The organism is Pseudomonas sp. DR48, assembly GCF_019823085.1.
Lineage (GTDB): Bacteria > Pseudomonadota > Gammaproteobacteria > Pseudomonadales > Pseudomonadaceae > Aquipseudomonas.
The window spans coordinates 3479624-3498620 of record NZ_CP081946.1; the positions used below are offsets into that span (position 1 = coordinate 3479624).

At 61.9% G+C, this 18997-nt stretch carries 14 protein-coding genes; all 14 read left to right on the top strand.

The features are described 5' to 3' along the window. The first annotated feature begins 77 nt into the window (after positions 1-77). The 14 genes from K5K95_RS15740 to K5K95_RS15805 all read left to right on the top strand — a co-directional run bounded on the left by K5K95_RS15740 (position 78) and on the right by K5K95_RS15805 (position 18996). Complete coding sequence (locus tag K5K95_RS15740) at positions 78-794, top strand: response regulator (protein ID WP_222590165.1); 717 nt, start codon at positions 78-80, stop codon at positions 792-794. Positions 795-799: 5 nt separating this feature from the next. Beyond that, positions 800-1573, top strand: coding sequence for a substrate-binding periplasmic protein (locus K5K95_RS15745; protein ID WP_222590166.1), 774 nt, complete (start codon positions 800-802; stop codon positions 1571-1573). Then, entirely contained in the window at positions 1570-3834 is a 2265-nt protein-coding gene (locus K5K95_RS15750; protein ID WP_222590167.1) for an ATP-binding protein, read from the top strand. The genes K5K95_RS15745 and K5K95_RS15750 overlap by 4 nt, the downstream gene beginning before the upstream one ends. A gap of 186 nt (positions 3835-4020) precedes the next feature. After that, positions 4021-5427 carry an amino acid permease gene (locus K5K95_RS15755; protein ID WP_222590168.1) on the top strand — a complete coding sequence of 469 codons (1407 nt, stop codon included), beginning with the start codon at positions 4021-4023 and terminating at the stop codon, positions 5425-5427. A 185-nt stretch (positions 5428-5612) separates the two neighbouring features. Further along, positions 5613-6347, top strand: a complete 735-nt coding sequence (locus K5K95_RS15760; RefSeq protein ID WP_222590169.1) for a hypothetical protein — start codon at positions 5613-5615, stop codon at positions 6345-6347. Positions 6348-6974: 627 nt separating this feature from the next. After that, positions 6975-7766: an enoyl-CoA hydratase/isomerase family protein gene (locus K5K95_RS15765; protein ID WP_222590170.1), complete on the top strand. Its 792-nt coding sequence runs from the start codon at positions 6975-6977 to the stop codon at positions 7764-7766. A 42-nt stretch (positions 7767-7808) separates the two neighbouring features. After that, on the top strand, positions 7809-8969 hold the full coding sequence (locus K5K95_RS15770) for an acyl-CoA dehydrogenase family protein (RefSeq protein ID WP_222590171.1): 1161 nt from the start codon (positions 7809-7811) through the stop codon (positions 8967-8969). Positions 8970-8996: 27 nt separating this feature from the next. Beyond that, the gene (locus K5K95_RS15775; RefSeq protein WP_222590352.1) at positions 8997-11087 is read left to right on the top strand and encodes an acetate--CoA ligase family protein; all 2091 of its coding nucleotides are present in this window, start codon (positions 8997-8999) and stop codon (positions 11085-11087) included. A 10-nt stretch (positions 11088-11097) separates the two neighbouring features. Continuing rightward, positions 11098-12705 (top strand): 5-guanidino-2-oxopentanoate decarboxylase, encoded by a 1608-nt coding sequence (locus K5K95_RS15780; protein ID WP_222590172.1) that lies wholly within the window; start codon positions 11098-11100, stop codon positions 12703-12705. Between the two features lie 27 nt (positions 12706-12732). Next, positions 12733-13923 (top strand): pyridoxal phosphate-dependent aminotransferase, encoded by a 1191-nt coding sequence (locus K5K95_RS15785; protein WP_222590173.1) that lies wholly within the window; start codon positions 12733-12735, stop codon positions 13921-13923. Beyond that, positions 13916-15331 (top strand): aldehyde dehydrogenase family protein, encoded by a 1416-nt coding sequence (locus K5K95_RS15790; protein WP_222590174.1) that lies wholly within the window; start codon positions 13916-13918, stop codon positions 15329-15331. The genes K5K95_RS15785 and K5K95_RS15790 overlap by 8 nt, the downstream gene beginning before the upstream one ends. 106 nt (positions 15332-15437) lie before the next feature. Beyond that, positions 15438-17039 carry an ABC transporter substrate-binding protein gene (locus tag K5K95_RS15795; protein ID WP_222590175.1) on the top strand — a complete coding sequence of 534 codons (1602 nt, stop codon included), beginning with the start codon at positions 15438-15440 and terminating at the stop codon, positions 17037-17039. Positions 17040-17205: 166 nt separating this feature from the next. Beyond that, complete coding sequence (locus tag K5K95_RS15800; protein WP_222590353.1) at positions 17206-18165, top strand: ABC transporter permease; 960 nt, start codon at positions 17206-17208, stop codon at positions 18163-18165. Positions 18166-18168: 3 nt separating this feature from the next. Next, the gene (locus K5K95_RS15805) at positions 18169-18996 is read left to right on the top strand and encodes an ABC transporter permease (protein ID WP_222590176.1); all 828 of its coding nucleotides are present in this window, start codon (positions 18169-18171) and stop codon (positions 18994-18996) included. Position 18997: the final 1 nt, after the last annotated feature.

Here is an 18997-nt window from a genome sequence, read left to right on the forward strand (position 1 = left end):
TCGCTACTCTCTGGCGCCATGGCAACAAAACACTCTAATAAGAAACACGCCTTCGGGCATTTGCGGGACACCTAGCGATGACTCCTCGGGTACTGATCGTCGATGACGATCCGCTGATTCGCGAACTGCTGCACGCCTACCTGTCCCAGGAAGGTTACGAAGTGCATTGCGCCGCCACGGCCGAGCTGGCCGACACCTTCCTGGCGAGCCAGACCGTCGATCTGGTGATGCTCGATATCCGCCTGCCGGGCAAGGACGGCCTGACCCTGACCCGGGAGCTGCGGGTGCGTTCCGAGGTCGGGATCATTCTGATCACCGGGCGCAACGACGAAATTGATCGCATCGTCGGCCTGGAGTGCGGCGCCGACGACTACGTGATCAAACCGCTCAATCCTCGCGAACTGGTGTCCCGGGCAAAAAACCTGATCCGCCGGGTTCGCCACGCGCAGACACCGCAAGCGGTTGCAGCCATTGCCAAGCCCGTCAAACAATTCGCCGACTGGGCGCTGGACACGGACCGCCGCCGTCTCATCGACGCCACGGGCAGCGAAACCCTGCTGACCCACGGCGAGTATCAGTTGCTCAGCGTGTTCCTGCGCAACAGCGGGCACACCTTGAGCCGCGATCAACTGATGGACCAGATCCGCAATCGCGAATGGGTGCCCAACGATCGCTCCATCGACGTGCTGGTCGGTCGCTTGCGGCGCAAGTTGCACGATGACCCGGCCGAGCCGCAACTGATCATCACCATCCACGGCGCCGGGTATCTGTTCACCGCCAGCGTGGCGGCCTGAGTCTCATGGGGCGGGTGTTTGCGCTGTTGCTGGCGCTGGTCGCCAACAGCACGATGGCCGCCGAGAACATTCGCTACTGCGACTATCCGGTGTACCCACCGATTTCCTGGAGCGACGGCAAACAAGTGCGCGGCCTGGCTCCAAGCGTGGTGAAAAACCTCTTCGGGCGTTTGGGCTATGACGTCGAAATAGTCGTGCTGGGCAACTGGAAACGTTGCCTGCTCGACGTCGCCGAAGGCCGGGTCGATGTGGCCCTGGCCTACAGCACCGCGCAACGGGAACAGAGCATGATTTTTTCGACGGTGCCTGTGCTGCGCGAAGAAGTCGCGCTGTTCATCAACCGTCAGCACCCGGTGAAATTTGATCGTCTGCAAGACCTGGCCAATTACCGGGGCGGGTTGTTGTTCGGAGAAAGTTACGGCGTCGAATTCGACCGCCTCGTCGCCCAGCAGCAGAACATCGAATGGGTTTCGGACAGCCGCCAGAACTTCGGCAAACTGATTCGTGGGCGCATCGATTTCATCACTTCGGAACGGCGCACCGGTCAGTTGTACGTCGAAAACCTGCCGGGCGCGCAAGACATTGTCGCGTTGCCCAACGCCTTGAGCGTCGATCACCTGCGGGTTGCGGTTTCGCGCAAATCCCCGCTCGCCAGTCGCATGCCGGAGATCGACGCGCAATTGCAACGCATGGTCAGCAGCGGGGAGGTCGAGCGCTTGCTCAACGAAAGCGAAGTCACCTACCGCGACATGATCAACCTGCCGGTCAATTCCAAATGATCCGCGCCCGGCCCGGTGGACTGTTGCGGCGTCTGCTGCTGTTCATTCTGTTGTTCAGCCTGTGCTTCACCGTGCTGGCGAGCACCGTGCAGTTGTACTTCGAATACCGCCGCGAGATGCGTGACATCGACTCGCGCATGGAGCTGATCCGCGCCGGTTATCTGGCCAGCCTGGAGCGCAGTCTCTGGGACTTGAACCAGGAACAATTGAATGTGCAATTGCGCGGTCTGGTGGACTTTTCCGACGTGGCGCGGGTGCACCTGAGCAGCCCCGATTTCGATCTGCTGCAAGGCAACGCCGACCCGGTCGGGCCGCTGCGCATCGAGCGTTTCGAGCTGGACTATCAACCGCCGTCCGGGCCTTTGCGGCATCTGGGGCAATTGGAGGTCAGCACCGATCTGGGCGCCGTGCATCAGCGTTTGTACGCCACTGGTTTGACCAGCCTGCTGTGGATGAGCGTGTTTCTGTGCGGTTTGGCGGTGGCGCTGTCGGGGTTGTTTTACCGCTTGGTCACCCGGCACCTGCAAGTCATGGCCGAATTCGCCCGGCGCATCGCTGCCGGTGACTGGCTCGAGCCCTTGCATCTGGACAAGCGCCGCAGCGCGAACGAAGACGAAATCGACACCGTGGCCCATGCCCTGGACGACATGCGTCGGGCGATCCTCAGTGACATTGAGCGACGGGAAACCGATCGACTGGCCTTGCAGAACAACCGCGATGAGTTGCTGCGAATGGTCGAACGGCGCACCGCCAGCCTGATGCGCGCCAAGGACGAAGCCGAGGCCGCCAACCTCGCCAAGTCGCGGTTCCTGGCGACCATGAGCCACGAATTGCGCACACCGCTCAACGGCATTCTTGGCATGGCCCAATTGCTGCGCGGCGCGAATCTGGATGAGCGTGACGGCAAACGTCTGGATGCGCTGTACAAGGCCGGCGAAGGGTTGTTGTCGATACTCAATGAGGTGTTGTATTTCGCTCGACTGGAGGAGGGCGTCAGTCACCCGGAACCGGTGAATTTCTCGCTCAGGCATTTGCTCGACGAGGTGCTGACGCTGCTCGAGCCGCGCGCGCTGAGCAACGATACGACGCTGCACTGCCGAGTTGAGCCGCGTGTCGCTGACAGGCATCACGGTGCCGAGCAATTCCTGCGTCAGGTGCTGAGCAATTTGCTGGCTAACGCGATCAAGTTCACCGAAGGCGGCGAGGTTCGCGTCGATGTGGCGTTGCTGACGTCTCTCCCCGGGCAGACCGGGCAGCGGCTGCGATTGAGCGTGACGGACAACGGCATCGGCATTGCTGAGGCGGTGCAGGAAAAGATTTTCGAGCGCTTCACCCAGGCCAGTGAAGAGGTCGCGCAACGCTTTGGCGGAACCGGTCTCGGGTTGGCCATCAGCAAGCATCTGGTGGAGCAGCTGGGCGGGCAGATCGGTGTTGAAAGTGAGGTCGGGCAGGGCAGTTGTTTTTGGTTCGAGGTGACGCTGCAACCGGGCATCGCCGATTTGGCCGACGTGGCGATCCACAGTAAGCCCGATCACGCGCTGAATGTTCTGGTTGTTGAAGACGTGGCTCTGAACCGTGAAGTGGTCAGCGGTTTGTTGCAAGGGGACGGGCATCGGGTCTGGCTTGCAGGGGAGGGCGAACAGGCGCTGATGCACTGCGCTGCGCAGACCTTCGATTTGATTTTGCTCGATGTGCATCTGCCGGGCATCAGCGGTGTCGAGTTGTGCAAACGGATTCGCAACACCGAGGGGCCGAATCGTCACTGCCGCATTTTCGCCCTGACCGCCAGCGTGCAGCCGGCATTGGTACGCGGATATCTGGATGCCGGGATGGATGGCATCCTCGCCAAACCCCTGAAGCTCGACAATTTGCGCCAGGCCTTGGACGGACAAGCGCTTTTGTCGGCGCCGCAAAGGGTGGATGAGGTGATGGACTGGCCGTTGCTGGACACGCATCGCACCTTGCTCGGCGAACAGAAACTTCGGGGTTTGCTGGCAGTGTTGCGCGATGCGATCACGCAGCATCGCGAGGCACTCAAGGAAGCGATCGAGGCCGACGATTGCACCGAAGTCGCCCACCTTGCCCATCGTCTGGCCGGCAGCAGCGACTCATTGGGTTTCCGAGCATTGGCCAATGTGCTGCGTGCCCTGGAAGAGGCTGCGCGGATCAACGATGAGTCGGCAGTGCGGGCATTGGCGACGCAGGTTCAGGCGCATTTGCAGCGTTCGCAACAGACGCTGGCCGAGCTACTGCACACCTGACGTACAAGTTCGTTACGACTTTTTACAACTTCGATCTTTACGGTCAACCGCACCTTACATGGTCTTCCAATAATCGACGCCACCGCCACCGCGCGGTCTTCGAAGCTTATTGGAGATAATAATAATGAACTGCCGTAAAGCTGATCCTTTCTCACGCCCCGCGCACCTTGCTGATGGGGGGCGGACATGAGCGAATCTACCGAACGTAAAGGCATCCAACTGACCCGCGCCCTCAAGAGCCGGCACATTTTCATGTTGTCGCTGGGCGGCGTGATCGGCACCGGGCTGTTCATGGGCTCCGGCGTAACGATCAACCAGGGCGGACCGGTGGGGGCGATTCTGGCCTACCTGGTCGCCGGCTTCCTGATGTACCTGGTGATGGTGTGCCTGGGCGAATTGTCCGTACAGATGCCGGTCTGCGGATCATTTCAAACCCACGCCACCAAATTCATCGGGCCGGCCACCGGTTTCATGATCGGCTGGGTGTACTGGATGAGTTGGGCGACCACCGTAGGGCTGGAGTTCACGGCGGCGGGCATGCTGATGGTGCGCTGGTTTCCGGCAGTGCCGATCTGGTACTGGTCGGCGTTGTTCGTGGTGGTGCTGTTCGGCCTGAATGCGTTGGCGACGCGCGCTTTCGGTGAGGCGGAATACTGGTTCTCCGGGATCAAGGTCGCGGCGATTCTGGGTTTCATCGTGGTCGGTGTGCTGGTGATTTTTGGCGCGATCCCGCTGACCAGTGGCGCACCGGCGCCAATGATGACCAACCTGATCGGCGACTCACTGTTCCCCAACGGCCTGTCGGCGGTGTTCGCGGTGATGATGACCGTGGTCTACGCGTTTCAGGGTTGCGAGATCATGGGCGTGGCCGCCGGCGAAACCGATCAGCCGGAAAAAAGCATCCCGCGCGCGGTGCGCAACGTGGTGTTTCGCGTATTAATTTTCTATGTGCTGGCGATCGTTGTCCTGTCGGCGATTGTGCCGTGGCAGCAGGCCGGGTTGATGGAAAGTCCGTTCGTGCAGGTGTTCGACATGGTCGGCATTCCCTATGCCGCCGACCTGATGAATTTTGTGATTCTCACGGCGATTCTTTCCGTCGGTAACTCGGGCCTGTATGCCTCTACGCGGATTTTGTGGGCGATGTCGAAGACGGGTATGGCGCCGAAAAGTCTGTCTCCGCTGAGCAAGCGTGGGGTGCCGCTGCGGGCGCTGAGCATCACGTTGTGTTTTGCGTTGGTGTCGTTGATGACCAGTTTTGTGGCGGCAGACACGCTGTTCATGGTGCTGATGGCGGTGAGCGGGATGTCGGGCACGGTGACCTGGATTGTGATTGCGCTGGCGCAGTACAAATTCCGCAAGGCTTATCTGCGTGATGGCGGCAAGCTCAGCGATCTGAAATACCGCGCGCCGTGGTTTCCGCTGTTGCCCCTGACGTGCATTGCGTTGTGCTGTTCGTTGTTTGTGTTTTTGGCGCTGGATGAGACGCAGCGGCCTTCGTTGTATTGGGGGTTTGGGTTTATTGCGCTGTGTTATGGGGCGTATTTCCTGATTCATCGCAAGCGTGGGGTGGTTTTGGCGCCGAGTGCTGTTTGATTGATTGATTGATTGTGTGTGCATCCGTTTGATCATTCCCACGCTCCGCGTGGGAATGCATTTGGTGACCTTCCGCATCACACGCGGTGGCGAATTCTGGACAGGATAGTGGCTAGTTAGTAGCATCCGCGGCATACGGATTTTCTACTGCGCGTCGATTGACGTGGGCCTATCAAGGAATCGAAATGCACAACTTCACTCATGGCGATAAGCGCGTTGTTTTCACTGTCTTGAGCGGTGAAGTGGTGGGCAGCGAGAAGCTCAGTGAGACGCGTGTGACGACCACGGGTGGCGTTCCTGTAAACGGTAAGGACGGGGATCTGACGCCGGTTCGCGTCAGTTCGGTGTCGATCATCAATCATGAGTTCTGGGTCAAAACCGCGGACGGCGTCGAGCACGATGTGAAGTTGCGTGGCGTGGATGTTCCATTGCGCACCGGTCAGGATATCTCGTTGATCAGCGCCGTGAAAAAAGACGGTTCTCCTCTGCACTCGATCCTGCTGAACCACTCGGCGTCCAAGCGCTGGGTACTGCGCGACGCGAGTGCGTTGAATACCGAGCTGGAATTGACGCCCTTCAACTGGAAGACCGTGCTGATCGTCTCCGGCTTGTGTGTTGCCGGTGTTGCCACCGCCGGGCTCGGTCTTCTGGCGGCGGGCGGTTACCTTTGCTACGCGTTGTATCAAGGTTCCCAGCGCAAGAAACTGCTGATCAGCGACCTGAACGCCTACCTCGAGAAGCTGGACACCCTGGTCGCCAGTCGCGGCCGGGCGCCAAGCCCTGTTCAAGCTGAAAGCCCGGTCGAGGTCGAACTCTCCTTCGAACTCGACAGCCCTGCACCCGCGCAAAGCGCTGCCGAACCCGAAAGCCCTGCGCTGAACAGCGACAGCGTGCGCCGGGCACTGTCGCGCAATCTCTGAAAGGCATGTCCTGAGAACCTCTGCGCAAAACACAAGTTTTGCATCCACAGTGGAACGCAGAGCGTCCCTGGCGGCATTCCCACGCAGAGCGTGGGAACGATCTCATTGTTGCCCTTGCCCTTGCCCTTGCCCTTGCAGTTGCTTCGGCTTTTGATCTTGATCTGTCTGCCCCTTTCCCAGAGGCCGAACGCAGGCATTGCGTAGGGGGCCCCGCGGCATGGATGCCGCGGTAGCCGCCCCCGGAGCAATGCCGGAGAGAGGGCATGCCGAGCCTAGGCGAGGCACCGAATGGAGGGGCAAGACTTTTTGGTTACTTTTGAGACGTACCGCGTTTGTCAAAAGTGACTCGCTGTAAAAGCGAAACCGCCAGCCGCCGTTACCGCAGAAACGGATATGCCCCCAATCCAATCCCAATCCCAATCCCTTGTCCCCAGTTGTTCAAAGTTGTAACAGCCCCATCCCCATAACACTCCTCGTAAAAAATAAACTCTTTAAAAACAATAACTTAAATTGAATTTAAAGCTGTTACAGCCAAATCAACCACAGATTGCCGCCTTGCTGAACACTCGTTTAGTATGGCTTCAAGTCGCATCACCTCATGCCAAACACAATAATTCGAGGATTCGCATGACTACTCACTCCTCTCTGCTCAGCCAAGTCGAAGCCGGCGTGGCCTGGATCACCCTCAATCGCACCGCCCAGCGCAACGCGCTGGACATCCCGACCCTGAAAAACCTGCACGCCTTGCTCGACCAGTTCAACACCGATCCCGCCGTTCGAGTCGTCGTACTCACCGGCAGCGGTCGCAGCTTCTGCGCCGGCGCCGACCTCGCCGAATGGGCCGAAGCCGAAGCCCGTGGCGCCCTCGAAACCTACGGCTGGACCGAAACCGCCCACGCGCTGATGAGCCGTTTGTACAGCCTGGAAAAACCCACCATCGCCGCCATCAACGGCACCGCCGTCGGCGCCGGCATGGACCTGACACTCTGCTGCGACCTGCGCATCGCCGCGCAATCGGCGCGATTCAAGGCCGGCTACACCAGCATGGCCTACTCGCCGGACGCCGGAGCCAGTTGGCACCTGCCACGCCTGATCGGCACCGAACAAGCCAAACGCCTGCTGTTTCTCGACGAGTTGTGGGGCGCCGACCGCGCCTTGGCGGCCGGCCTCGTCGGCGAAGTCTGCGCCGATGAACAACTGCTCGAAGTGACGACTGAACTGGCCACGCGCCTGGCCAGCGGCCCGACGTTCGCCTTCGCCCAGACCAAAAAACTCATGCGCGAAGGCGCCCAACGCAGCCTGCCGGAGCAACTGCAAGCCGAGCTCGCCGCCGGTCTGCTCTGCGGTCGCAGCGAGGACGGCGCCGAAGCCTTGCGCGCCTCCATCGAAAAACGCCCGGCGAAGTTTGCCGGCAAATAAGCCCGCCGCTCCCCAACCCGTGAACGAACAACAGGTAGCCCCATGAATTTCCAACTGACCGAAGAACAAGAAATGTTGGTGGACGCGGTACGCAGCTTTGTCGCCAAGGAACTGCTGCCGCATGAGGAAGCGGTCGACCGCGCCGACGAAGTCTCCCCGGAGCTGGCTGCGCAGATTCGCGGCAAGGCCATCGCCGCCGGTTTCTATGCGTTCAACATGCCGGAAGAAGTGGGCGGTGGTGGTCTGGATTATGTGTCCCAGGCGCTGATCGAACGTGAGCTGTCGAAGGTGTCATGGGCGCTGCATGTTTTCGTTGCGCGGCCGTCGAAAATCCTCATGGCCTGCACCGGCGATCAGATCAAGGACTACCTGTTGCCGTGCATCCAGGGCGAGAAAATCGATTGCTTCGCGCTGACCGAGCCGGGCGCCGGTTCCGATGCCAACGCGATCAAGACCCGCGCCGTGCGCGACGGTGATGATTTCGTGCTCAATGGCAGCAAACACTTCATCAGCCACGCCGGGCACGCCGATTTCGCCATCGTGTTCGCCGTCACCGACACCTACGAACACAACGGCAAACAGCGCAACGCCGTGACCTCGTTCCTGGTCGATCGCGACACGCCGGGCTTGACCATTCGCCGGGGGCCCAAGTGCGTGAGCAACCGTGGTTACCACACCTTTGAAATGTTCTTCGATGACTGCCGCGTGCCGGCCAACAAAGTGTTGGGCGAAGTCGGCAAGGGCTGGGACGTGGCCAACGCCTGGCTCACCGCCGGGCGCGTAATGGTCGCCGCCAACTGTGTCGGCCAGGCGCAACGTGCACTCGACGTGTCGCTGCAATGGGCGGCGGATCGCAAGCAATTCGGTCAGCCGATCGGCACCTATCAGGGCATCTCGTTCAAGCTCGCCGACATGGTCACGCAGATTCGCGCCGCTGAACTGCTGACCCTGCACACCGCCTGGAAAATGGACCAGGGCAGCATGACCGATGGCGAGGCCGGCATGGCCAAGCTGTTCGCCAGTGAAGTGCTCGGCAAGGTCGCCGATGAGGCGGTGCAGATCTTTGGCGGCATGGGCCTGATGGATGAATGCCCGGTGGAACGCATCTGGCGTAACGCGAGGATCGAGCGGGTCTGGGAAGGCACGTCGGAGATCCAGCGCCACATCATTTCCCGTGAATTGCTGCGGCCGCTGTTGCGCTGACCGGTCTGGAGATTACCCATGTCGCAGATGATTCGTGACAACCTCAAGCGCCTGCTCGCGCCGCGCCACCTGGCGTTTGTCGGTGGCCGCAGCATGGCCCGTGCGCTCAAACGCTGCGCCGAAGGCGGCTACCTCGGGCAGATGTGGCTGGTCAATCCGCAGCACGACAACCTTGAAGGCGTGCCGTGCGTGCGTAGCATCGCCGAACTGCCGTGCGGCCCGGACGCGGTATTCATCGCGACCAACCGCGAGCTGACCCTGACCTGCGTCGCCGAACTGGCCGCGAAAGGCGCGGGCGGAGCGATTTGCTACGCCTCAGGATTCGCTGAAACCGGCGCCGAAGGCCAGGCCTTGCAGCAGCAGTTGCTCAACGCCGCCGGTCACATGGCGCTGCTCGGTCCCAACTGCTACGGCCTGCTCGACTACCTGCACAGCGCCGCGTTGTGGCCGGTGGCCCATGGCGGCAAAGCGGTGGAGAAGGGCGTCGCGGTGCTGACCCAGAGCGGCAACTTCGCCTACAACCTGTCGATGAGCGACCGCTCCTTGCCGGTGGCCTACATGGCGTCGGTCGGCAACCAGGCGCAACTGGGCATCGCCGAATTGATGGACGTGCTGCTCGATGAGCCACGCGTCACCGCCATCGGCTTGCACCTTGAAGGTTTGAAGAATGTTCCAGGTTTCGCCCGCGCCGCACACAAGGCGCTGGAAAAGGGCATCCCGATCATCGCCCTGAAAACCGGCGTGTCGCAGATCGGTGCCGAGCTGGCGCTCAGTCACACCAGTTCGCTTTCAGGTTCGGACACGCTGTACGACAGTCTGTTTGCGCGTCTCGGCGTGATCCGCGTCAGCGGCCCGGTGAGCTTTGTCGAAACCCTGAAAGCGGCAGCGTGCGGCAAGCTACCGTCGGGCAACAGCTTGATCGCGCTGGCCTGTTCCGGCGGTGACGCCGGGCTGATTGCCGACTATGCCGAACGCAACGAACTGAGCTTGCCCAAACTCGACGAAGGTCAGCGTGAAGAACTCGCGCAGGTGCTGCCAAGCTACGCCAACCTGGTCAATCCGCTGGATTTCACCACCGCGATCTGGGGCGACGGCGAGGCCTTGAACCGCATGCTCGACAGCGCCCTGCGCACCGAAGCGGATGCGGCGATGCTGGTGCTCGATTACCCATCGGAATACACCGGCGAACGCAAGGAATGCGACCTGCTGCTGGAGCTTTACTGCGCCGCCCTGGTCCGTCACGGCAAGACCGGTTTTGTCACCTCGGCGTTCCCGGAACTGCTGCCGGCCCACGCTCGCGAACGCTTGCATGCCCAAGGCGTGGCGGCGCTGCAAGGTGTCGAAGACGGCTTGGCCGCGTGGGGCCGGATTGCCGGCTATCAGCGCAATCGCCAGGCGTTGCTGGCGCTCGGTGAATCGGCGCTGGTGCCGCATTGTCCACAAGCGTTGGTCGGTGAGGGTCATTTGCTCAACGAGTGGGATTCGAAAACAGCGTTGCGCGCCTTTGGCCTGCCGACGCCCAACGGCGTATTGAGCACGCCGGACAAGGCATTGGCCGACGCTAACGCGTTGGGGTATCCATTGGTGCTCAAAGCGGTGAGTGCGCAACTGCCGCACAAAACCGAAGCCGGCGCCGTGGCGTTGAATCTCAAAGATGAAGCGGCCCTGAGCGCGGCGCTGACAACAATGCGCGCCAGCATTGCCGCGTACGCGCCAAAGGTGCCGTTCGATCAGGTCCTGCTGGAGCCGATGGCGACACCGCCCTTGGCTGAATTGATTGTCGGCATCAAACGCGAAAACGACTTCGGCCTGGCGCTGGTGATCGGAGCGGGCGGGATTCTGGTGGAGTTGCTCAAGGACAGTCGCAGCCTGCTGTTGCCGACCACCGACGGTGCCATTCGTAATGCCGTGTTGAGCTTGCGCAGTGCGGCGTTGCTGCAAGGTTTTCGCGGTCGCGAAAGGGCGGATCTGGATGCGCTGGTCGCGGCGATCCGCGCGGTGGCCGATTACGCCTGCGAGAACGCCGCGCAATTACTGGAGCTCGATGTGAACCCATTGTTGGTCGGTGCCCATGGCACGACTGCGGTCGATGCGTTGATTCGCCTCGGCCACGAGTGAGGAAGTGAACATGCAAAACACGACATTGACCGGCGGCCAAGCCCTGGTGCGTCTGTTGGCCAACTACGGCGTCGACACCGTGTTCGGTATTCCCGGCGTGCACACGCTGGAACTGTATCGCGGCCTGCCCGGCAGCGGCATCCGCCATGTGCTGACCCGTCACGAGCAAGGCGCGAGTTTCATGGCGGACGGCTATGCCCGCGTCAGTGGCAAACCGGGCGTGTGCTTCATCATTACCGGCCCCGGTGTGACCAACGCCGCGACCGGTATCGGCCAGGCGTATGCCGACTCGATTCCGATGCTGGTGATTTCCAGCGTCAACCACACGGCCAGCCTCGGCAAGGGTTGGGGTTGCCTGCACGAAACCCAGGATCAGCGCGCCATGACCGCGCCGATCACCGCGTTTTCGGCGGTTGCGTTGAGCACAGACGACTTGCCTGAACTGATCGCCCGCGCCTACGCGGTGTTCGACAGCGAGCGTCCGCGTCCGGTGCACATCTCGGTGCCGCTCGACGTGCTGTCGGCGAAAGTCAGTCGCGACTGGAGCAATGACGTGGTGCGTCGCCCAAGCCGTGGCGCCGCTTCAAGCGTCGCGCTGGATGAAGCCGCGAGCAAACTGCAAAACGCCAAACGGCCGATGATCCTTGCCGGTGGTGGTGCACTGAATGCGCAACATGCCTTGCAAGAAATCAGCACCCGACTCGCCGCGCCGCTGTTCACCAGCGTCGCCGGCAAAGGCCTGTTGGCGCCGGACGCACCGCTGAACGCCGGTTCGACCCTGTGCGTGGAACCCGGCTGGCAAATGATCGCCGAGGCCGATGTGGTGCTGGCAGTGGGCACCGAAATGGCCGACACCGATTTCTGGCGCGAGCGCCTGCCACTGAATGCGCAGCTGCTGCGCGTCGACATCGATCCGCGCAAGTTCAACGACTTCTATCCCTGCGCTGTGGCGTTGCACGGCGATGCACAGCAAACCCTCGCCGCATTGCTGGAGCGCCTGCCGCCCGCTCATCGAGATGCCAGCGCTGCCATCGCCGCCGTCGCGACACTGCGTCAAGCCGTAAGAAACAGTCACGGCCCGTTGCAGTCGATCCACCAGGCGATTCTCGAACGAATTGCCGCCGAGCTGCCGGACAACGCGTTCATCAGCACCGACATGACCCAACTGGCCTACACCGGCAATTACGCCTTCAACAGCCTGGCGCCGCGCAGCTGGTTACACCCGACCGGCTACGGCACGTTGGGCTATGGCTTGCCGGCCGGGATCGGCGCCAAGTTCGGCGCGCCGCAACGGCCGGGGCTGGTGCTGGTGGGCGATGGCGGTTTCCTCTACACCGCGCAGGAACTGGCCACCGCCGTCGAGGAGCTGGACAGCCCGCTGGTGGTGTTGCTGTGGAACAACGACGCGCTCGGGCAGATCCGCGACGACATGCTCGGGCTCGACATCGAGCCGATTGGCGTGCTGCCGCGCAACCCGGATTTCGCTGCCCTCGGCCGCGCCTTCGGTTGCACCGTGAGCCAGCCGCAAAGCCTGGCCGAGTTGCAAACCGACTTGCGCCACGGCTTCAAGCGCAATGGCGTGACCCTGATCGAACTCAAGCATGCGTGCGCGCACTGACTTTCAATTTCTGGCTGAGGTATCGCCATGCGCTTTTCCGATCTGACTCAACGTATCGCCGGTGATGGTGCTGCGGCGTGGGACATCCATTACCGCGCCCTGGCATTGCAGGAACAGGGCGAAGACATTTTGCTGTTGTCAGTCGGCGACCCGGATTTCGACACGCCGGTGCCGATTGTGCAGGCTGCCATCGATAGCTTGTTGGCGGGCAACACCCATTACGCCGACGTGCGTGGCAAGCGCGCGCTGCGTGAAAGCATCGCCCGGCATTACGGCCAACGCAGCGGCCAGCAGGTCTCGGCGGATCAAGTCACCGTTCTGGCCGGCGCGCAATGTGCGTTGTTCTGCGTCGCCCAGTGCGTGCTCAATCCGGGCGATGAAGTGCTCGTCGCCGAGCCGATGTACGTGACCTATGAAGCGGTGTTCGGTGCATGCGGCGCGGTGGTCGTTCCGGTGCCGGTGCGCTCCGAGAACGGTTTTCGGGTGCTGCCCGAAGACGTCGCCGCGCGCATCACGCCGCGTACTCGGGCGCTGGCGCTGAACAGTCCACACAATCCTTCGGGCGCCAGTTTGTCGCGCGAGACCTGGCTCGCGCTGTCGCAGTTGTGCATCGCCCACGACTTGTGGCTGATTTCCGATGAGGTCTACAGCGAGTTGCTGTTTGACGGCGAACACGTCAGCCCGGCGAGTTTGCCGGGCATGGCCGAGCGCACCGCGACGCTCAACAGCCTGTCGAAATCCCACGCCATGACCGGTTGGCGAATCGGCTGGTCGATTGCGCCGCCATCCTTGGCCGCGCACCTGGAAAACCTCGCGCTGTGCATGCTTTACGGTTTGCCGGACTTTGTTCAGGACGCCGCTGTGGTCGCGCTCGAAAGCAATCTGCCGGAGCTTGAAGCGATGCGCGAAGCCTATCGCCAGCGCCGTGATCTGGTCTGTGAATGCCTGGCCGATTGCCCCGGTGTGCGCGCCTTGAAACCCGATGGCGGAATGTTCGTGATGGTCGATATCCGCGACACCGGTCTCAGCGCCCAAGCGTTTGCCGACCGCCTGCTCGACCGTCACGGCGTGTCCGTGCTGGCCGGTGAAGCGTTCGGTCCGAGCGCCGCCGGGCACATCCGTCTGGGCCTGGTGTTGGGTGAGGAACCGTTACGTGACGCTTGCCAGCGCATCACCCGTTGCGCCACTGAATTGCTGGAGGCCCCGGTCTATGCATAACCACAAGACGCTGTTTATCGATGGCCGCTGGCAAACCCCGTCAGGGCAGGGCATCGCCGAGGTGATCAACCCTGCCACTGAAGAGATCGCTGGCTCGGTGCCGCTCGGCGATGAGCGCGATGTCGACAACGCGGTGGATGCCGCCCGCCGTGCTTTCGGTCCTTGGTCACGGACGCCATCAAGTGTGCGCGCCGGCTACATCCGCGCGCTTGCCGAGCAGTTGCGCGTGCGGGCCGACGAGATGGCCGCAGTAATCACCGCTGAACTGGGAATGCCGGTGCAATGGTGCCGGTCGGTGCAGGTCGACGGGCCGATCCTCGGGCTTGAGCAATACGTTGAGCTCGCAGGCTTGATGGCCGAAGTGCGCGAGGTCGGCAACTCGCTGATCATTCGTGAAGCAGTCGGCGTTTGCGCGTTCATCAATCCGTGGAACTACCCGCTGCATCAACTGATCGGCAAGCTCGCCCCGGCGCTGGCCGCCGGCTGCACCGTGGTGGTCAAGCCGAGCCAGGAAACCCCGCTGCATGCCTTTTTGCTGGCGCAGATGATCGAGGCCATCGGCTTGCCGGCCGGCGTTTTCAATCTGGTCAGTGGGCCTGGCTCGAAGGTCGGCGAAGCGCTGGCCAAACACCCGGACGTTGACATGGTGTCGTTTACCGGTTCCACCGGCGCCGGGGTTCGCGTGGCGCAAGCGGCGGCGCCTTCGGTCAAGCGCGTGTGTCTGGAGCTGGGCGGCAAGTCGCCGTTGCTGATTGCAGAGGACGCCGACCTGGCCGCCGCCGTGCGCTACGGCGTGCAGGACGTGATGATCAACTCAGGGCAAACCTGCACCGCGCTGACCCGCATGCTGCTGCCCGCCAGTCGTTACGCTGAGGCCGTGGAGCTGGCCATCGCCGAAACCCGAAGCCTGCGCATGGGCGATCCACTTGACCCGCAAAGCTTCCTCGGGCCGATGTGTTCGGCAGCGCAACGGCGCACCGTGCGTGACTACATTCAGGTCGGCCAGCAGGAAGGTGCGCGCCTGGTGTGTGGCGGCGACACGGTCGATGCATTCGAACGCGGCTACTACGTCAGCCCGACGCTGTTTGCCGACGTCGACAACCGTATGCGCATCGCTCAGGAAGAAATCTTCGGCCCGGTGCTGTGCCTGATTCCTTACGCCGATGAAGCGCAGGCGATCCAGATCGCCAACGACTCACCGTTCGGATTGTCCAGCGGCGTGTGGGCCGGCAGCCCTGAGCGTGCCTTGCAGTTGGGGCGGCAGTTGCGCGCCGGACAGTGCTTCCTCAATGGTGCGGCGTTCAATTATCAGGCGCCGTTCGGTGGTTACAAGCAATCGGGCAATGGCCGTGAATGGGGCGAAGAAGGGCTCAACGAGTTTGTTGAAGTGAAGGCGATCCAGGTGTGACCGTAAACGATTCAAACGATCTGCGCACCGGGCCTTGGCCCGGTGTTTTACGTGGTTTCAAACCGGTAATTCATTACTCACTCTGCTGTTGATCAGGGGCCATGCAATGAGCGATAACAAAAACAACATTACTCAAGCGAACCATGAATTCAGTTTCCACCGTCGGGACTTCCTGAAGTACAGCGCGGCCGCCGCCGCTGTAGCCGGGGCGTTTTCCATGGGGTTGCCGTTGGGCGCATTCGCCCAGGACGCAACGCCAAAAACGGGTGGCGTGCTGCGCCTGGGCCTGGCGGGTGGCAGCACCACCGATTCGAAAGACCCCGGCTCCTGGAGCGACACCTTCACTTTTGTCGGCTTCTCGGCGGTCTATAACACCCTCACCGAAATCGCCGTGGACGGCACCGCGATTCCGGAATTGGCCGAGAGCTGGACATCGACCCCGGACGCGCGCATCTGGACCTTCAAACTGCGTCAGGGCGTGACCTTCCACAATGGCAAAACCCTGACCGCCGACGACGTGGTGGCATCGATCCAGCATCACCTCGGCGAAAAGTCCACGTCAGCGGCCAAGACCGTGTTGGGCGACGTCGCCAAGGTCAGCGCCCAGGGCCCTGACAGCGTGGTCTTCGAGCTGCATTCGGGCAACGCGGATTTCTCCTATGTGGTCGCCGATTACCATTTGGTCATCATGCCAGCCAAGGACGGTGTGGCGGACTGGCAGGCCGGCGTCGGCACCGGCGGCTATCGCCTCAAGGACTTCGAACCGGGCGTGCGCATGGGCCTGGAACGCAGCCCCGATTACTGGAAACCGGGCCGCGCGCATTTCGCCAGCGCCGAGCTGATCGCGATCTCCGACGGTGCGGCGCGGATCAATGCGCTGGTCACCGGGCAGGTCGATGTGATCAACAAGGTCGACCTGAAAACCGTGGCCTTGCTCAAGCGCAATCCGAACCTGGTGATTGAAGAAACCAAAGGCGCCCAGCACTACACCTTCCCGATGTTGTGCGACAGCCAGCAGTTCCAGAACAGCAATATTCGCCTGGCGATGAAGCACGCGATCAATCGCGAAACACTGTTGGCCTCGGTGCTGCACGGTTATGGCCTGGTGGGTAACGATCACCCGATCCAGCCGGGCAGCCGCTTCATCAACACCGCGCTGGAACAACGCGCTTATGACCCGGACAAGGCGCGTTTTTACTTGCGCCAGGCCGGTGTCGACTCGCTCAAGGTCAAGCTGCAAGCGTCCGACGCGGCATATGCCGGGGCGGTGGATGCGTCTGTGCTGTTCAAGGAGCAGGCGCGTCAGGCCGGGATCGACATCGATGTGGTGCGCGAGCCGGCTGACGGGTTCTTCTCCAATGTCTGGATGAAGCAGCCGTTCACCACCTCGTTCTGGTACAGCAGCCTGACCGCCGACCGGATGTTCAGCATCGGTTACGCCAAGGGCGCGGCGTGGAACGAAACCCATTGGGACAACCCGCGTTTCAATCAGCTGCTCAACGCTGCCCGTGGCGAGATGAACGACCCGCTGCGCCGCGAGATGTACAACGAAATGCAGGCGCTGTGCCGGGACGATGGCGGTGCGATTGTGCCGTTGTTTGCCAGCTCGGTGGCGGCACGCTCGAACCGCGTCGCACACGGCGGGCAAACCGCGCCGTATGGCGAACTCGACGGGCTGCGCGTCATCGAGCGCTGGTGGCAGGCGTAAGGAATCTCCAAACCAGTGAAGATCAACTGTGGGAGCGGGCTTGCTCGCGAAAGCGGTTCCACATTCAACACATCCGTTGAATGACACACCGCCTTCGCGAGCAAGCCCGCTCCCACAGTAGAAATTTGCAGTCTTCGCCAGCGTGACCGATTCAAGGAACCGCATGATGAACAGTATTTTCAAGTTGCTCCTGCAGCGCCTGGCCCTAGGCCTGCTCTCGCTCTTCGCGGTATCGGTGATTATTTTCCTGGCCGTCGGCATGCTTCCGGGCGACATCGCCCAGGCCATGCTTGGCCAGTCCGCCACCCCGGAAACTGTCGCGGCATTTCGCACTCAGCTCGGCCTGGACCTGCCACCGCTGACCCGCTTCGGGCACTGGATCACGCACTTGCTGCAAGGTGATCTCGGCGTTTCGCTGGCCAACCAGCGGCCCATCGCCGAACTGGTCGCCTCACGCCTGGGCAATACCTTCAGTCTGGCGGCGTTGGCGGCACTGGTTTCGGTGCCGCTCGCCTTGTTGCTGGGCATGCTGTCGGCGCTGTATCGCAACAGCTGGTTCGACCGCTTGCTCAACACCACAGCACTCAGTGCCGTTTCGTTCCCGGAGTTTTTTGTCGCCTACATTCTGATCCTGGTGTTCGCGGTGAAACTCGACTGGTTCCCGAGCATTTCCAACCTCGCGCCGGATGCTTCCTTCGGCACGGTGCTGGAGCGTTCGGTATTGCCGGTCGCCACCCTGAGCCTGGTGGTCATCGCGCAGATGATGCGCATGACCCGCGCCTCACTGATCAACCTGCTGGCCAGCCCCTACATCGAAATGGCCCGGCTCAAGGGCATCAGCCAGTCGCGCATCATTTTCCACCACGCCTTGCCCAACGCGCTGGCGCCGATCGTCAACGTGGTGGCGCTGAATCTCGCCTACCTGGTGGTCGGCGTGGTGGTGGTCGAGGTGGTGTTCGTCTACCCGGGGCTGGGCCAGTTGCTGGTGGACTCGGTGGCCAAGCGCGACATCCCGGTGGTCCAGGCCTGCAGCCTGATTTTCGCGGCGACCTACATCCTGCTCAATACCACGGCGGATGTGCTGTCCATCGCCAGTAACCCACGCTTGATGCATCCGAAGGGGTAGACGATGAGCCTGCTCAAACTGTTGGTCCGGGCGCCGCTGAGTGCGAAGTTCGGCATGCTGGTCATTGTGCTGTACATCCTCGTGGCGCTGTTTGCCCCGCTGCTGGCGCCGTATGGCGAAACCCAGGTGGTGGGCGAAGGCTTCGCGCCGTGGAGCGGCGAGTTTCTGCTGGGCACTGATAACCTCGGTCGCGACATGTTCAGCCGCCTGGTCTTCGGCGCGCGCAACACCTTGGGCATTGCCTTCCTGACCACCGTGCTGGCGTTTCTGCTCGGTGGCTTGAGCGGTTTGATCGCTGCGATCAAGGGCGGTTGGGTCGATCAGGGGTTGTCGCGGCTCGTCGATATCCTGATGGCGATCCCGCAGCTGATTTTCGCCTTGCTGATCCTCAGCGTGGTCGGCACCACCGCGACGTCGCTGGTGCTGGTGATCGCTTTGCTGGACGCGACCCGGGTATTTAGGCTGTCGCGGGCAGTGGCGATGAACGTGGTGGTCCAGGATTTCGTCGAAGCGGCACGCCTGCGCGGCGAGGGCCTGTGGTGGCTGGTGACCCGCGAAGTGCTGCCCAACGCTGCCGCGCCGCTGATTGCCGAGTTCGGCCTGCGTTTTTGCTTCGTGTTTTTGTTCATCAGTGCGCTGTCGTTCCTCGGCCTGGGCATTCAACCGCCCACCGCCGATTGGGGCAGTATGGTCCGCGACAACGCGGTGCTGATCACCTTCGGCGACATCAGCCCGTTGCTGCCCGCCCTGGCCGTGGCGTTGATCACGGTCAGCGTCAACTTCGTCGTCGACTGGATGCTGCACAAATCCAGCGGCCTCAAGGAATGCTGAA

Bases quoted from the DNA above. Each gene is read 5' to 3' on its own strand.
- K5K95_RS15765 (WP_222590170.1), top strand. From the start codon at position 6,975: ATGACTACTCACTCCTCTCTGCTCAGCCAAGTCGAAGCCGGCGTGGCC.
- K5K95_RS15780 (WP_222590172.1), top strand. From the start codon at position 11,098: ATGCAAAACACGACATTGACCGGCGGCCAAGCCCTGGTGCGTCTGTTG.
- K5K95_RS15800 (WP_222590353.1), top strand. From the start codon at position 17,206: ATGAACAGTATTTTCAAGTTGCTCCTGCAGCGCCTGGCCCTAGGCCTG.
- K5K95_RS15760 (WP_222590169.1), top strand. From the start codon at position 5,613: ATGCACAACTTCACTCATGGCGATAAGCGCGTTGTTTTCACTGTCTTG.
- K5K95_RS15795 (WP_222590175.1), top strand. From the start codon at position 15,438: ATGAGCGATAACAAAAACAACATTACTCAAGCGAACCATGAATTCAGT.
- K5K95_RS15750 (WP_222590167.1), top strand. From the start codon at position 1,570: ATGATCCGCGCCCGGCCCGGTGGACTGTTGCGGCGTCTGCTGCTGTTC.
- K5K95_RS15770 (WP_222590171.1), top strand. From the start codon at position 7,809: ATGAATTTCCAACTGACCGAAGAACAAGAAATGTTGGTGGACGCGGTA.
- K5K95_RS15790 (WP_222590174.1), top strand. From the start codon at position 13,916: ATGCATAACCACAAGACGCTGTTTATCGATGGCCGCTGGCAAACCCCG.
- K5K95_RS15740 (WP_222590165.1), top strand. From the start codon at position 78: ATGACTCCTCGGGTACTGATCGTCGATGACGATCCGCTGATTCGCGAA.
- K5K95_RS15785 (WP_222590173.1), top strand. From the start codon at position 12,733: ATGCGCTTTTCCGATCTGACTCAACGTATCGCCGGTGATGGTGCTGCG.
- K5K95_RS15775 (WP_222590352.1), top strand. From the start codon at position 8,997: ATGATTCGTGACAACCTCAAGCGCCTGCTCGCGCCGCGCCACCTGGCG.
- K5K95_RS15805 (WP_222590176.1), top strand. From the start codon at position 18,169: ATGAGCCTGCTCAAACTGTTGGTCCGGGCGCCGCTGAGTGCGAAGTTC.
- K5K95_RS15755 (WP_222590168.1), top strand. From the start codon at position 4,021: ATGAGCGAATCTACCGAACGTAAAGGCATCCAACTGACCCGCGCCCTC.
- K5K95_RS15745 (WP_222590166.1), top strand. From the start codon at position 800: ATGGGGCGGGTGTTTGCGCTGTTGCTGGCGCTGGTCGCCAACAGCACG.